At 60.2% G+C, this 14,119-nt stretch carries 13 protein-coding genes; 11 read left to right on the top strand and 2 right to left on the bottom strand.

The window, feature by feature from the left end; all coding sequences use genetic code 11:
* Positions 1–195 precede the first annotated feature (195 nt).
* The gene (locus GNF76_RS27985; RefSeq protein WP_155586292.1) at positions 196–1,092 is read right to left on the bottom strand and encodes a MurR/RpiR family transcriptional regulator; all 897 of its coding nucleotides are present in this window, start codon (positions 1,090–1,092) and stop codon (positions 196–198) included.
* A gap of 303 nt (positions 1,093–1,395) precedes the next feature.
* Between GNF76_RS27985 and GNF76_RS27990 the strand changes: the two genes are divergently transcribed.
* The gene (locus GNF76_RS27990) at positions 1,396–3,333 is read left to right on the top strand and encodes a bifunctional 5-dehydro-2-deoxygluconokinase/5-dehydro-2-deoxyphosphogluconate aldolase (protein WP_155586293.1); all 1,938 of its coding nucleotides are present in this window, start codon (positions 1,396–1,398) and stop codon (positions 3,331–3,333) included.
* Here GNF76_RS27990 and GNF76_RS27995 read toward each other — a convergent pair.
* Positions 3,322–3,510: a hypothetical protein gene (locus GNF76_RS27995; RefSeq protein ID WP_155586294.1), complete on the bottom strand. Its 189-nt coding sequence runs from the start codon at positions 3,508–3,510 to the stop codon at positions 3,322–3,324. The genes GNF76_RS27990 and GNF76_RS27995 overlap by 12 nt on opposite strands.
* On the opposite strand from GNF76_RS27995, the gene iolE reads away from it, so the two are divergent.
* The 10 genes from iolE to GNF76_RS28045 all read left to right on the top strand — a co-directional run bounded on the left by iolE (position 3,509) and on the right by GNF76_RS28045 (position 14,066).
* Positions 3,509–4,402: a myo-inosose-2 dehydratase gene (gene iolE / locus GNF76_RS28000; RefSeq protein ID WP_155586295.1), complete on the top strand. Its 894-nt coding sequence runs from the start codon at positions 3,509–3,511 to the stop codon at positions 4,400–4,402. The genes GNF76_RS27995 and iolE overlap by 2 nt on opposite strands.
* The gene (gene iolB, locus GNF76_RS28005; RefSeq protein ID WP_155586296.1) at positions 4,399–5,193 is read left to right on the top strand and encodes a 5-deoxy-glucuronate isomerase; all 795 of its coding nucleotides are present in this window, start codon (positions 4,399–4,401) and stop codon (positions 5,191–5,193) included. Before iolE ends, iolB begins: the two co-directional genes overlap by 4 nt.
* Positions 5,194–5,213: 20 nt before the next feature.
* Entirely contained in the window at positions 5,214–6,716 is a 1,503-nt protein-coding gene (locus GNF76_RS28010) for a CoA-acylating methylmalonate-semialdehyde dehydrogenase (RefSeq protein ID WP_155586297.1), read from the top strand.
* Positions 6,717–6,743: 27 nt separating this feature from the next.
* On the top strand, positions 6,744–7,565 hold the full coding sequence (locus GNF76_RS28015; RefSeq protein WP_155586298.1) for a TIM barrel protein: 822 nt from the start codon (positions 6,744–6,746) through the stop codon (positions 7,563–7,565).
* A gap of 149 nt (positions 7,566–7,714) precedes the next feature.
* Positions 7,715–9,646 (top strand): 3D-(3,5/4)-trihydroxycyclohexane-1,2-dione acylhydrolase (decyclizing), encoded by a 1,932-nt coding sequence (gene iolD / locus GNF76_RS28020; RefSeq protein WP_155586299.1) that lies wholly within the window; start codon positions 7,715–7,717, stop codon positions 9,644–9,646.
* Positions 9,647–9,665: 19 nt separating this feature from the next.
* Complete coding sequence (iolG, locus tag GNF76_RS28025; RefSeq protein ID WP_155586300.1) at positions 9,666–10,676, top strand: bifunctional inositol 2-dehydrogenase/D-chiro-inositol 1-dehydrogenase; 1,011 nt, start codon at positions 9,666–9,668, stop codon at positions 10,674–10,676.
* 160 nt (positions 10,677–10,836) lie between these two features.
* Positions 10,837–11,697 (top strand): sugar phosphate isomerase/epimerase family protein, encoded by an 861-nt coding sequence (locus GNF76_RS28030; protein ID WP_155586301.1) that lies wholly within the window; start codon positions 10,837–10,839, stop codon positions 11,695–11,697.
* A 12-nt stretch (positions 11,698–11,709) separates the two neighbouring features.
* Positions 11,710–12,762 (top strand): Gfo/Idh/MocA family protein, encoded by a 1,053-nt coding sequence (locus tag GNF76_RS28035; protein WP_155586302.1) that lies wholly within the window; start codon positions 11,710–11,712, stop codon positions 12,760–12,762.
* Between the two features lie 139 nt (positions 12,763–12,901).
* Positions 12,902–13,087 carry a hypothetical protein gene (locus GNF76_RS28040; protein WP_155586303.1) on the top strand — a complete coding sequence of 62 codons (186 nt, stop codon included), beginning with the start codon at positions 12,902–12,904 and terminating at the stop codon, positions 13,085–13,087.
* Between the two features lie 49 nt (positions 13,088–13,136).
* Complete coding sequence (locus tag GNF76_RS28045) at positions 13,137–14,066, top strand: sugar ABC transporter substrate-binding protein (protein ID WP_155586304.1); 930 nt, start codon at positions 13,137–13,139, stop codon at positions 14,064–14,066.
* Positions 14,067–14,119 lie beyond the last annotated feature (53 nt).

Here is a 14,119-nt window from a genome sequence, read left to right on the forward strand (position 1 = left end):
CATTGCGGCGGCCCACGGAGCAATGCCGGAGTGAGGGCACACCGAGCCTGGGCGAGGTGCCGAGTGGTGGGGCAAGAGCCCTTTGGTTACTTTGGGGCTTTTCCAAAGTGACCCGCTGTAAGAGCGGAACCCATAGCCGCCGTTACCGCAACAACGGATATGCCCCCAATCCCAAGGAACGGAAGAGCACAGCGGTCAATCATCAAACCCCACCTGCTCATGAATCTCATCCACCTTCAACTCCAACCGATACGCCACCGCAATAAACAACGCCTGACACAGACAAAGCGTCGCACTCAACGAGCGAAACGCAAACGAAGACCCTTCATTCACCAACAACACCGCATTCGCCCGCTTCGCCAAGGGCGAAAGGTTACTGTCGGTGATGATCAGCGTCTTGGCCTGATGATGCTGGGCAATGCGCAGGCAATGCTGGGTCTCCTTGCCATACGGCGTAAAACTGATCGCAATCACCAGATCATTGGCCCGCACGCTGCGCATCTGCTCGCGGTAGCTGCCGCCCAACCCGGACACCAGGTGGATACGCTTGTTGGTGTGCTGCAGGTTATAGACCAGATAATCGGCCACGGCGAAGGAGCGACGCACGCCCACCACGTAGATGTTGTCGGCATTCACCACCAGGTCCACGGCCTTGTCGAAGGCCGCGTCATCCAGCTCCAGCCCAAGGCGTTCGATGCCCGACAGGGTAGCGTTGACGCATTCACGCGCCAGGTCGCCACCGCTGGCTTTCTGCGACTTGTTGGCAATCATGCTGCGAATGCGTTGCTGGTAGTTCTGCACCGGCGTGGTCTTGTGGGTGTACGCCTCGCGAAACAGCGCCTGCATCTCACTGAAGCCACTGAAACCGAAGCGCTGGGAAAAACGCACGATGGCCGAAGGGTGCACTTCGCATTCCCGGGCGATATCGCTGATGCGGTCGACCATGATCCGGTCGCTCTGCTGGCTCATGTAGCTGGCGATGCGTTTGAGCTGGCGCGGCAGGCTTTCGTATTCGTCGGTGATCAGTTGCAACAGACGCTCGGCATTGATCGGCGGGCTGGCGAGTGCGTCTTCCGGGGCGCTCTGGGACATAGGAAATCCTTCTGGCTTGTTCTTATAGGGCAATTCGTTCTGCCCCTGACAATAGGTCGATGTGCGCAAGTCTACAGGGTAGGCGTAAAAAAAAACCTTGGCTTCATGGCCTGGGCGCTGGCTGAAACGATGCACCGTGGCTGGAACAATCCTGTGCAAGCTTAATGGAAAAATTATTCCACTAAAAATATTTATAGAATAAATATTGATTGGCGCCGTCGGACGTTTTAGTCTGCATCTACCAAGAGCGGTTGCCGCCTCCACGACGGCAGACGCAGGCTGATAAAAATAACAGGAGCCAGCATGGGCCAGACTCGTTTTGCCAGTGGGCGTCAATTGGATCTGATTTGCCTCGGGCGCCTGGGCGTCGACCTCTATGCACAGCAGGTAGGTGCACGGTTGGAGGACGTTTCAAGCTTCGCCAAATACCTGGGGGGTTCCTCCGCCAATATCGCCTTCGGCACTGCGCGGCTGGGGCTCAAGTCGGCCATGCTGACCCGGGTGGGGGATGACCACATGGGCCGTTTCCTGGTGGAGTCCCTGGCCCGCGAAGGCTGTGATGTCAGCGGTATCAAGGTCGACCCGGAGCGGTTGACCGCGATGGTGTTGCTGGGCCTCAAGGACCGCGAAACCTTCCCGTTGGTGTTCTACCGCGAAAACTGCGCCGACATGGCCTTGCAGGCCACGGACATCAGTGAGGCCTTTATTGCCTCCAGCAAGGCTCTGTTGATCACCGGCACTCATTTCTCTACCGATGGTGTGTACAAGGCGAGCATTCAGGCGCTGGATTACGCCGAAAAGCACAACGTCAAGCGTGTGCTGGATATCGACTATCGCCCGGTCCTTTGGGGCCTGGCCGGCAAGGCCGACGGTGAAACCCGTTTTGTCGCCGACCAGAATGTCAGCCAGCATGTGCAGAAAATCCTTCCACGGTTCGACCTGATCGTCGGCACTGAAGAAGAATTCCACATTGCCGGTGGCAGCGAAGACTTGCTCACGGCCTTGCGCACGGTGCGAGGCCTGACGGCGGCAACGCTGGTGGTCAAGCTCGGCCCGCAAGGCTGCACGGTGATTCACGGCGATATCCCGGTGCGTCTCGAAGACGGCGCGATCTACCCCGGCGTGCGCGTGGAAGTACTCAACGTACTGGGGGCCGGCGACGCCTTCATGTCGGGCTTCCTCAGTGGCTGGCTGGAAGACGCCAGTGACGAGCGCTGCTGCCAACTGGCCAATGCCTGCGGCGGTCTGGTGGTGTCTCGTCATGCTTGCGCGCCGGCCATGCCGACCCGTGCCGAACTGGATTACCTGTTCAACAGCCCGGTGCCCATCACCCGGCCGGATCAAGACCCGGTGCTGCAACGCCTGCATCAGGTCAGCGTGCCGCGTAAAAGCTGGAAGCAGCTGTTTGTGTTTGCCTTCGACCATCGTGGGCAACTGGTGGAGCTGGCGCAGAAAGGTGGCCAGGACCCGGCGCGTATCAGCGCCATCAAGCAGCTGTTTATCAAGGCCGTAGAGCGGGTCGAGAGCAAACTGCAAGAGCAGGGCGTCGAGGCCGATGTGGGTCTTTTGGCCGATCAACGCTTCGGCCAGGATGCGCTCAACGCCGCCACGGGGCGTGGCTGGTGGGTTGCCCGCCCGGTGGAAGTCCAGGGCTCGCGCCCGTTGGCCTTCGAGCATGGCCGCTCCGTCGGCAGCAACCTGGTTGCCTGGCCCCAGGAGCAGATCATCAAATGCCTGGTTCAATACCACCCCGACGACGAGCCACTGCTGCGCCTGGAACAGGAAGCGCAACTCAAGGGCTTGTACCAGGCGTCGCTGGTCAGTGGTCACGAATTACTGCTGGAAGTCGTGCCACCCAAGGATCACCCGTCCACCTACCCCGATGTGCTCTATCGAAGTCTCAAGCGCCTGTACAACCTGGGCATTTACCCGGCGTGGTGGAAGATCGAGACACAGTCGGCCGAGGATTGGAAAAAGCTCGATGAGCTGATTCAAGAGCGCGATCCGTACTGCCGTGGCGTGGTGTTGCTGGGCTTGAATGCGTCAGCCGAATGCCTGGCGGATGGGTTCCAGCAGGCTGCCCAGAGCCAGACCTGCCGAGGGTTTGCCGTGGGTCGCACGATCTTTCAGGAGCCAAGCCGGGCGTGGATGGCGGGGGAGATTGATGACGAAACCCTGATCCAGCAAGTCCAGGGCACCTTCGAACAGTTGATCAACGCCTGGCGCAGTTCACGCAGCTGAACGCTGGCCTGCATCTGGAATGCAATCAAATGTGGGAGCTGGCTTGCCTGCGATACAGGCGACTCGGTCTGACAGCCATGCCGAGTTGATGCCATCGCGGGCAAGCCCGGCTCCCACATAAAGCAGATCCCCGTGATCTCTAGTTAATTTGTAGAAAACAATAAAAGGTGCAGCCATGCCCGCTATCCGTATTGGCATCAACCCGATTTCCTGGAGCAACGACGACCTGCCGGCCCTGGGCGGTGAAACGCCCTTGAGCACCGCCCTGAGCGAAGGCAAGGAGATCGGTTACGAAGGTTTCGAACTCAACGGAAAATTCCCCAAGGACGCCAAGGGCGTTGGCGATGTGTTGCGCCCTTATGACCTGGCACTGGTCTCCGGCTGGTACTCCAGCCGTCTGGCCCGGCGCTCGGTAGCGGAGGAAATCGAGGCCATCGCTAGCCACGTCGAACTGCTGCGGGAAAACGGCGCCACGGTGCTGGTCTACGGCGAAGTCGCCGACTCGATCCAGGGTTCCCCCATTCGCTTGGTTGAGCGCCCGCGCTTTCACAGCGAACACGCCTGGCAGGACTATGCCGACAAGCTCACTGAACTGGCGCGTTTCACCCTGTCCCAGGGTGTGCGCCTGGCTTACCACCACCATATGGGCGCCTATGTCGAATCCCCGGAAGACATCGACAAACTCATGAGCCTCACCGGCCCCGAAGTCGGCCTGCTGTTCGATTCGGGCCACTGCTACATGGGCGGTGGTGAACCCATCGAGGTGCTGCGCAAGCACATCGACCGCATCTGCCACGTACATTTCAAGGACGTGCGCAAACCGGTGGTGCAATTGGCCCGCAACAACCTGTGGAGCTTCCCCGACTGCATCATCAACGGCACGTTTACCGTGCCCGGTGACGGTGATATCGACTTCGCTGCGCTGCTCGACGTGCTGCTGGCCGCCAATTATCACGGCTGGCTGGTGGTGGAAGCCGAACAGGATCCTGCCGTGGCCCCCAGCTATATCTACGCGAAAAAGGGTTACGACACGCTGCGGGCACTGCTGAATGAGAGGACGGGACAATGAGTCTGTTGGTCAAAAGCAGCAAACGCGGGCAGACCATGGTGGCGCTGGAGGAAGGGCGCCTGGAGTACGTGGGGTTTGCCGCCTACCGTCTGAGCCTGGGGGAAACCCTGCCGGTCAGCGCCGGCGATAAAGAGCTGTGCCTGGTGCTGCTCAGCGGTCGCGTCACGATTACAGGCGAGGGTTTCAACTGGGAAAACCTCGGTGATCGTCAATCGGTCTTCGAAGACAAATCGCCGTTCGCCGCCTACCTGCCACCGGGCACCCATGCTCAGGTGGTGGCCTTGAGCGACGTACAAATCGCGGTCTGCGCCGCCCCCGGTTCGGCCGCCGCCGGTCTCGCCCCACGGCTGATTCGTCCCGAACAGTGCAAGCGCAGCGTGCGTGGCAAGGGCGCCAACACCCGCTACGTGTGCGACATCCTGCCTGACAGCGAGCCTGCCCATTCGCTGCTGGTGGTGGAAGTACGCACACCGTCCGGCCATTCGTCGAGTTACCCGCCCCACAAGCACGACACCGACGACTTGCCGCACCAGAGCTTTCTCGAAGAAACCTATTACCACCAGATCAACCCGCCTCAGGGCTTCGTGTTCCAACGGGTCTACACCGATGACCGCAGCATCGACCAGGCCATGGCCGTGGAGAACAGCGACCTGGTCGTGGTGCCCAAGGGTTATCACCCGGTCAGCGTGCCCTACGGCTACGAGTCGTACTACCTGAACGTGATGGCCGGCCCCAAGCGCGCCTGGCACTTCCATAACGACCCGCAGCACAGTTGGCTGCTGGACCTTTAACGACTTCGACGGAGAACACCATGAGCAACGCCCAGGTAATCGGCCATTACATCAACGGCCAGGTGCAGGACAGCGGTAGCGAGCGCTTCAGCAATGTGTTCAACCCGGCCACCGGTGAGGTGCAGGCGCGGGTCGGCCTGGCCAGCCAGAAGACCGTCGATGAAGCCGTGGCGTCGGCCTTGAAGGCCTTCCCGGCGTGGTCCGAGCAATCGTCCCTGCGTCGCTCGCGGGTGCTGTTCAAATTCAAGGAGCTGCTGGACCAGCACCATGACGAGCTGGCCGAAATCATCAGCCGCGAACACGGCAAGGTGTTCTCCGATGCCAAGGGCGAAGTCACCCGCGGTATCGAGATCGTCGAATACGCCTGCGGTGCCCCCAACCTGTTGAAAACCGATTTCAGCGACAACATCGGTGGCGGTATCGACAACTGGAACCTGCGCCAGCCACTGGGCGTATGCGCCGGGATCACCCCGTTCAATTTCCCGGTGATGGTGCCGTTGTGGATGATCCCGCTGGCCCTGGCCACCGGCAACTGCTTCATCCTCAAGCCGTCCGAGCGTGATCCGTCCGCCAGTTTGCTGATGGCCCGTCTGTTGACCCAGGCCGGGTTGCCGGATGGCGTGTTCAACGTGGTCCAGGGCGACAAGAGCGCCGTGGACGGGCTGTTGCAGCACCCGGACATCGAAGCGATTTCGTTTGTCGGCTCCACGCCAATTGCCGAATACATCCACCAGCAGGCCACCCAGCGCGGCAAGCGCGTGCAGGCGTTGGGCGGGGCCAAGAACCATATGATCGTAATGCCTGACGCCGACCTGGATCAGGCAGCGGACGCTTTGATCGGCGCGGCTTACGGCTCGGCCGGCGAGCGCTGCATGGCGATCTCGATTGCCGTGGTGGTGGGCGATGTCGGTGACAAACTGATCGATAAGTTGCTGCCACGCATCGACCAATTGAAGGTCGGCAACGGCATGCAGAAGGACAGCGAAATGGGGCCGTTGGTCACCGCTGAGCACAAGGCCAAGGTTGAAGGGTTTATCGACCAGGGCGTGGCCCAGGGCGCGAAGCTGATTGTCGACGGGCGTGGCTTCAAGGTGCCAGGTGCCGAAGGTGGGTTCTTCGTCGGTGCGACTTTGTTCGATAACGTCACGACCGAGATGAGCATCTACCAGCAAGAGATTTTCGGCCCGGTGCTGGGCATTGTGCGGGTGGCGGATTTCGCCAGCGCGGTGGCCTTGATCAACGCCCATGAGTTCGGCAACGGCGTGTCCTGCTTCACCAGTGATGGCGGCATTGCCCGCGCCTTTGCCCGCACCATCAAGGTCGGTATGGTCGGCATCAACGTACCCATCCCGGTGCCAATGGCCTGGCATTCGTTTGGTGGCTGGAAGCGCTCGTTGTTTGGCGACCACCACGCCTATGGCGAAGAAGGTATTCGTTTCTACAGCCGCTACAAAAGCGTCATGCAACGCTGGCCCGACAGTATCGCCAAGGGCCCTGAATTCAGCATGCCAACCGCCAAGTAATGTTTTCGAGTGTGGAGCACAACAATAATGAAGTCGCCTCTACGTTTTGCCCTGAACCGCATGGTTGCTCCAGGCCTGTCCCTGCCGGACTTTATCGAGTTGGCGGTGACCTTGAAATGCGACGCCATCGAGATCCGCAATGATCTCAAGGGCATCGAGATTGAAGACGGTACGCCGGCCAGTCGCGTGCGCGAGTTATGCGCCGTGCAGGGCATCAAGGTGCTGTCGATCAATGCGCTGTACCCGTTCGATGTGTGGAATGACGAACGCCGCGCCCAGGCCGTGAAGTTGGCGACCTATGCCCGTGAGTGCGGCGCCCAGGGGCTGGTGATGTGCCCGTTGAACGACCGTGCCGACCCGCGTAACGAAGCCCAGCGCGCCGCCGGGTTGCGTACTGCGTTGACCGAGTTGGCGCCGATTCTGCGTGAATACGGGATTGTTGGTTTTATCGAACCCCTGGGCTTCGAAGAGTGCTCGCTGCGCCGCAAGCGCACGGCGGTGGACGCGATCAAGTCCATCGGCGGCCTGGACGTGTTCCGTCTGGTGCATGACACCTTTCACCACCATCTGGCCAGCGAACACGAGTTCTTCCCCGAGCTGACCGGGCTGGTGCATATCTCCGGTGTGGAAGACGCACAAGCGCCGCTGGCAAGCATTCGTGACGGCCATCGGGTGCTGGTGGGCGAGGGCGATATCCTCGGCAATGCCGCGCAGATCGACACCTTGCTCAGCACCGGCTACAGCGGCTATTTGTCATTTGAACCCTTTGCCGAAAGCGTGCATGGTCTGGCGGATATCAAGCAGGCGCTGGGGGCGAGCATGGCCCACCTACAAACATCGCTGGGATAACGCCGATCAAAATGTGGGAGCTGGCTTGCCTGCGATGGCGGTGGCAAGTCAGCATTGATGTCGCCTGATACACCGCTATCGCAGGCAAGCCAGCTCCCACATTTGATCTTGGTTGATCTACAGATTTGCATTCACACAAGGTGTAAGCAATGACCACAACAAGGTTGACCATGGCCCAGGCCCTGGTGAAGTTCCTCGATAACCAGTACATCGAAGTCGATGGCGTGCAGAGCAAGTTCGTCGCCGGGATCTTCACGATCTTCGGCCACGGTAACGTACTGGGCCTGGGCCAGGCCCTGGAGCAGGACAGCGGTGACCTGGTGGTGCATCAGGGGCGCAACGAGCAAGGCATGGCCCATGCTGCGATTGGGTTTGCCAAGCAGCACCTGCGCCGCAAGATTTACGCCTGTAGCTCTTCGGTGGGGCCTGGTGCGGCCAATATGCTGACGGCTGCTGCCACCGCGACGGCCAACCGCATTCCGCTGTTGCTGTTACCTGGCGATGTGTACGCCAGCCGTCAGCCCGACCCGGTGCTGCAACAGATCGAGCAGTTCCACGACCTGAGCATCAGCACCAACGATGCCTTTCGTGCGGTCAGCAAATACTGGGACCGCATCAACCGCCCCGAGCAATTGATGAGCGCGGCGATCCATGCGATGCGCGTGCTCACCGATCCGGCGGAAACCGGCGCGGTGACCCTGGCCTTGCCGCAGGATGTGCAGGGTGAAGCCTGGGACTATCCGGACTATTTCCTGCAAAAACGCGTACACCGTATCGACCGTCGCCCGGCCACCGAGGCCATGCTGGGTGATGCCGTGGCCGCTTTCAAAGGCAAGCGCAAGCCGCTGATCATCTGCGGCGGTGGGGTCAAGTACTCCGGCGCCAATGCCGCGCTGCAAGCGTTTGCCGAACGTTTTGATATTCCCTTCGCCGAGACCCAGGCGGGCAAGAGCGCGGTGGTGTCCAGCCATCCGCTGAACCTGGGCGGGATCGGCGAAACCGGCTGCCTGGCGGCGAACCTGTTGGCGCCAGAGGCCGATTTGATTATCGGCATCGGCACCCGCTATACCGACTTCACCACTTCATCGAAGTCATTGTTCAAGCACCCCGAGGTGCAGTTTCTCAACCTCAATATCAGCCCGTGCGATGCACTGAAACTCGATGGCGTGCAGTTGCTGGCGGATGCCAAGGTGGGCCTGGAGGCGTTGTACGATGCCTTGGGTGACTACCGCTCCAGCTGGGGCGAGCAGCCACGGGATGCCAAGGCGCAGCTGGACAGCGAAGTCGACCGCATCTACCAGGCCGAATACCAGAGCGAAAACTTCATCCCGGAAATCAACGACCACATGGACCCGGCCGTCCTGCGTGAGTTTATCGAGCTGACCGGCTCCTGCCTGACCCAAAGCCGGGTGCTGGGCGTGCTCAACGAAACCCTGGCTGACGACGCAATCATCGTCGCCGCCGCCGGCAGCCTGCCCGGTGACTTGCAACGTAGCTGGCGCAGCAAGGGCGTCAACACCTACCACGTCGAATACGGCTATTCGTGCATGGGCTATGAGGTGAACGCCGCCCTGGGCGTGAAGCTGGCCGAGCCTGAGCGTGAGGTCTACGCGTTGGTGGGTGACGGCTCCTACATGATGCTGCACTCGGAACTGGCGACCTCGATCCAGGAGCGCCGCAAAATCAATGTGGTGTTGCTGGACAACATGACCTTCGGCTGCATCAACAACCTGCAGATGGAACACGGCATGGACAGCTTCGGCACCGAGTTCCGCTTCCGCAATCCTGAAAGCGGCAAGCTCGACGGTGGTTTTGTGCCGGTGGATTTCGCCATGAGTGCGGCGGCGTATGGCTGCAAGACCTACAAGGTCAACACCGTGGAGCAACTGCGTGCGGCGCTGGCGGATGCACGCACGCAAACAGTGTCGACGCTGATTGATATCAAGGTTCTGCCAAAGACCATGATCCATAAATACCTGTCCTGGTGGCGGGTGGGTGTGGCGCAGGTGTCCACCAGCGAACGCACCGATGCGGTGGCCAAACAACTCAATGAACGCTTGGCCAAGGCCCGGCAGTACTAATAACAAGAGGAGTGTTTTTATGTCGTTGAAGCTGGGTGTTATCGGTACTGGCGCCATCGGCCAGGATCACATTCGTCGTTGCAGCCAGACGCTGCTCAACAGCCAGGTCGTCGCGGTGACGGACATCAATCTTGAGCAGGCCGCCAAGGTCGTCGCGGATTTGAAGCTCACTGCCGAGGTTTATCCCGACGGCCATGCGCTGATTGCCTCGCCACAAGTGGAAGCGATCCTGGTCACCTCCTGGGGCCCGAGCCATGAAGAATTCGTGCTGGCCGCCATTGCTGCCGGCAAACCGGTGTTCTGCGAAAAACCCCTGGCGGTCACCGCAGAAGGCTGCCGCAAGATCGTCGAGGCTGAAGTCGCCCACGGCAAGCGTCTGGTGCAGGTGGGTTTCATGCGTCCTTATGACGAAGGCTATCGCGCCTTGAAGGCAGTGATCGACAGCGGCCAGATCGGTGAACCACTGATGCTGCACTGCGCGCACCGCAACCCGACCGTGGGTGAGAACTACAAGACCGACATGGCGATCACCGACACGCTGATTCACGAGCTGGATGTGTTGCGCTGGTTGTTGGCCGATGACTATGTGTCGGTGCAAGTGGTGTTCCCGCGTAAATCCAGCAAGGCCTTGGCGCATTTGCGAGACCCGCAGATCGTGCTGTTGGAGACCGCCAAGGGCACACGCATTGATGTGGAAGTGTTTGTGAACTGCCAATACGGCTACGACATCCAGTGCGAAGTGGTGGGGGAGACCGGCATTGCGAAGCTGCCGGAACCGTCCCAGGTGCAGATGCGCAGCGGCGCCAAGTTGTCCAACGCGATTCTGATGGATTGGAAGGACCGGTTTATCGCGGCCTATGACGTTGAGTTGCAAGCGTTCATCGACGGTGTGCGCGCCGGGCAGGTGGGCGGGCCTTCGGCGTGGGACGGGTTTGCGGCGGCGGTGGCGGCGGATGCGTGTATCGAGGCGCAGAACAGTGGGCAGATCGTCAAAGTCGGCCTGCCGGATCGTCCACGGTTCTACGGTTAACCACCTATTCCATTGGAGGAACCCGGTCAGTGTGGGAGCTGGCTTGCCTGCGATGACGGCGGCAGATTCAACATGACTGTCGCCTGATACACCGCTATCGCAGGCAAGCCAGCTCCCACAGTTGATCGGGTTTCACCCCCTGATTCGGGAGATCTCTAGCATGCGCATCGCCCTGGACCCCTACATGTACCGCCACCTGCCCCTGGGCCAGATGGTCGACAAGGTTGCCGAGCTCGGCTACCAGCACATCGAACTGTCCCCCCGGGAAGACTTCCTGCCGTTCTACAAGGCACCACGTGTCGACCGGGCGCGGATCAAGGCATTTCGCAAAGCCTTGAGCGACACCGGCGTGCAACTCTCATCCTTGCTGCCCATGTACCACTGGGCCGCCGCCGATGAAGGCCTGCGGGTCGCCGCTGTACGCAACTGGAAGCGCGCGATTCAGATCGCCGTGGAAATGGACTGCGAGCGGGTCAACACCGAGTTCACCGGCCAATCGGATAACCCGTTGGTCTGCGAAAACCAGTTCATGCGCTCCATGGACGAGTTGATGCCGGAGTTCGAACGCGAAGGCATCAAACTGGATATCCAGGCGCATCCCTACGACTTCTGCGAACGCAACAACGAATCGGTGGACATCATTCGCGGCCTGGATCGCGACTGGATCAACTACCTCTACGCCGCGCCCCACACCTTCTTCTATGACGACGGCAAGGGTGACATCGCCTCGATGCTCAAGTACGCCGGCAGCAAGCTGAGCCACCTGATCATCGCTGATACCTACAACCACAAGGCCTCTTCCGGGTTGCGCTACATTGTCAATCCGCCGGGCGTCACCGCCACCGTGCATCAGCACCTGGACATCGGTCAGGGCGAAGTGGACTGGGAGGCGTTTTTCAGCACGTTGCGGGAGATCAAGTTCGACGGCATTGCCACGGTCTCGGTGTTTGCCTGGGAAGACCGGCCGGATGAATCCAACCGGATGATGCTGGAGCGAGTGACCCGTGAACTCTGCCAATAAAGGAATCGACTCATGCGAATCGGACTGGTTGGATACGGCCACGGTGGCCGTTTTTTTCATGCACCGCTGATTGCCAGCCTGCCGGGGGCGACGTTTGTCGGGGTGGTGACTCGCTCGCCGGAGCGACGCCTACTGCTGGCCACCGAACACCCCGGGGTTAAGGCATTCGATAGCATCGGGCAGATTGTTGAGGCCGGTATTGATGCCTTGGTGATTTCCACCACCCTGGAAGGCCGTCCCGCGTTGGTGCTGGAAGCCATCGAGCACGGTGTGGCGGTGGTCAGCGATAAACCCTTTGCCAGTGATGCCGCCGAAGCGTTCGAGATGATTGCTGCCGCCGAGCGCCAGGGCGTGTTGCTCAGCGTCTATCAGAACCGGCGCTGGGACTCGGACTTCCTGACCCTGCGCAAGCTGATCGACAGCGGTGCCCTGGGCACCATCACTCGTTTTGAATCCCGGGTGGAACGCTACAGCCCGAAATCCGTGGGCAATGCCAGCGGCGGCGGGTTCCTCAGGGACCTCGGCAGCCACCTGGTGGATCAGGCGCTGCAACTGTTCGGCCCGGTGGATCGGGTCTTTGCGCAACTGCATTACACCGCCGAACACCCGGACGTCGACCACGGCTTTTTTGTCTCTCTGACCCACACCAACGGGGTGATCTCCCATCTGTGGGGCAGTGCCCTGCAAAACAGCCAAGCCCCGCGGTTTCGGGTCAATGGCAGCCAGGGGTGTTACACGGTCGAGGGCCTGGACGGCCAGGAAGACGCGCTGATGGCAGGCCTGACCCCGAAAACCGAGGGTGAGCACTGGGGCGCGGAAGAGCATCGGCGCTGGGGCTGGTTCGAACAAGGTCCGGAGCGTGAACGGGTACCCTCGGAAAAAGGTCGCTGGAACCAGTTCTACCAACAACTGCAGACGGCTGTGCACGGTGAGGGACCGTTGCCGGTGAACGCCCGTGATGCCCTGGCAACCACCCGGGTGCTGGATGCCGCACGGCTGAGTTCCAAGCGTCAGCAAGTGGTGGAAATGGCCGCGATTGAAGTCTACACAGCGAAAATAGAATAAAATTCTAAAATAGGTTGATATGGAAATTATTTTCCAATAAAGTCATTTCCAGGTTGCCGAAAGTGCCGTCCCGATCTGCCATCAAGGCGATTCTGGCGGCTCAACAAAAACAAGATCAAAAACAACCAGGTACCGTCAGATGAAAATCTTCAACGCTGTACTGCGAATTTTACGCCCTGCCCATACGCCACGCGGTCTGCCCCGCGCCCGGCCGTTTTACTTCTCCTTCCTCAATGTGCTGTGCGTCGAAAACAAAGGCGCCCTGGTCTGCTGCATTCCAGGCGCACCGATTGTTCGACTGCCGACGTCGCAAGGCCCGCTCTGAGCAACGTAACGTCCAACAAAACCAACAAGAATGTGGAGACAGACCGTTCATGAAGACCCCGATCCGTTTTACCGCGCTGGCCCTGTCCATGATGCTGGCCAGTGGTTTTGCTGCGGCCGCCGATATCAAAGTGGGCGTGAGCATGTCCGCCTTCGATGACACCTTCCTGACCTACCTGCGCGAAGACATGGACAAGCAAGCCAAGTCCTATCCCAAGGGCGATGGCGTGCAGCTGCAGTTTGAAGACGCCCGCGCCGACGTGGTCAAACAACTGAGCCAGGTCGAGAACTTCATCAGCCAGAATGTCGACGCCATCATCGTCAACCCGGTGGACACCGCTTCGACAGCTAACATCATCAAGGCCGCCACCGCTGCGAAAATCCCGCTGGTGTTCGTCAACCGTCGTCCTGACAGCCCGACACTGCCCGCGGGCGTCGCGGCGGTGGTTTCCAATGACGTCGAAGCCGGCAAACTGCAAATGCAGTACATCGCCGAAAAGCTCGGCGGCAAGGGCAACATTGTGATCCTGCTGGGTGACCTGGCGAACAACTCCACCACCAACCGCACCAAGGGTGTGAAGGAAGTCCTGGCCAAGTACCCGGGCATCAAGGTCGAGCAAGAGCAGACCGGTATCTGGCTGCGTGACAAGGGCATGACTCTGGTCAACGATTGGTTGACTCAGGGCCGCGACTTTCAGGCGGTGTTGTCGAACAACGATGAGATGGCGATTGGCGCCGCCATGGCGCTGAAATCAGCAGGCAAGAAAGGCGTATTGATTGCGGGTGTCGATGGCACGCCGGACGGCCTGAACGCGATCTCCAAGGGTGACATGACCGTGTCGGCCTTCCAGGATGCCAAGGGCCAGGCGGACAATTCGGTGGAGACGGCGCGCAAGATGGCCAAGAACGAACCCATCGAGCAGAACGTGGTGATCCCGTTCCAGCTGATCACCCCGGACAACGTCAAAGATTTCAAGTAGCCCTTCATAACAACAATAAGCGGGCAGGGTGGCCACGGTCGCCCTGCTGATGG

It is taken from the genome of Pseudomonas spelaei, from assembly GCF_009724245.1.
In the GTDB taxonomy this organism is placed as follows: Bacteria; Pseudomonadota; Gammaproteobacteria; order Pseudomonadales; family Pseudomonadaceae; genus Aquipseudomonas; species Aquipseudomonas spelaei.

Coding starts and splice junctions, on each gene's coding strand:
- GNF76_RS27985 (WP_155586292.1), bottom strand. CDS start 1,092: ATGTCCCAGAGCGCCCCGGAAGACGCACTCGCCAGCCCGCCGATCAAT.
- GNF76_RS27990 (WP_155586293.1), top strand. CDS start 1,396: ATGGGCCAGACTCGTTTTGCCAGTGGGCGTCAATTGGATCTGATTTGC.
- iolE (WP_155586295.1), top strand. CDS start 3,509: ATGCCCGCTATCCGTATTGGCATCAACCCGATTTCCTGGAGCAACGAC.
- GNF76_RS27995 (WP_155586294.1), bottom strand. CDS start 3,510: ATGGCTGCACCTTTTATTGTTTTCTACAAATTAACTAGAGATCACGGG.
- iolB (WP_155586296.1), top strand. CDS start 4,399: ATGAGTCTGTTGGTCAAAAGCAGCAAACGCGGGCAGACCATGGTGGCG.
- GNF76_RS28010 (WP_155586297.1), top strand. CDS start 5,214: ATGAGCAACGCCCAGGTAATCGGCCATTACATCAACGGCCAGGTGCAG.
- GNF76_RS28015 (WP_155586298.1), top strand. CDS start 6,744: ATGAAGTCGCCTCTACGTTTTGCCCTGAACCGCATGGTTGCTCCAGGC.
- iolD (WP_155586299.1), top strand. CDS start 7,715: ATGACCACAACAAGGTTGACCATGGCCCAGGCCCTGGTGAAGTTCCTC.
- iolG (WP_155586300.1), top strand. CDS start 9,666: ATGTCGTTGAAGCTGGGTGTTATCGGTACTGGCGCCATCGGCCAGGAT.
- GNF76_RS28030 (WP_155586301.1), top strand. CDS start 10,837: ATGCGCATCGCCCTGGACCCCTACATGTACCGCCACCTGCCCCTGGGC.
- GNF76_RS28035 (WP_155586302.1), top strand. CDS start 11,710: ATGCGAATCGGACTGGTTGGATACGGCCACGGTGGCCGTTTTTTTCAT.
- GNF76_RS28040 (WP_155586303.1), top strand. CDS start 12,902: ATGAAAATCTTCAACGCTGTACTGCGAATTTTACGCCCTGCCCATACG.
- GNF76_RS28045 (WP_155586304.1), top strand. CDS start 13,137: ATGAAGACCCCGATCCGTTTTACCGCGCTGGCCCTGTCCATGATGCTG.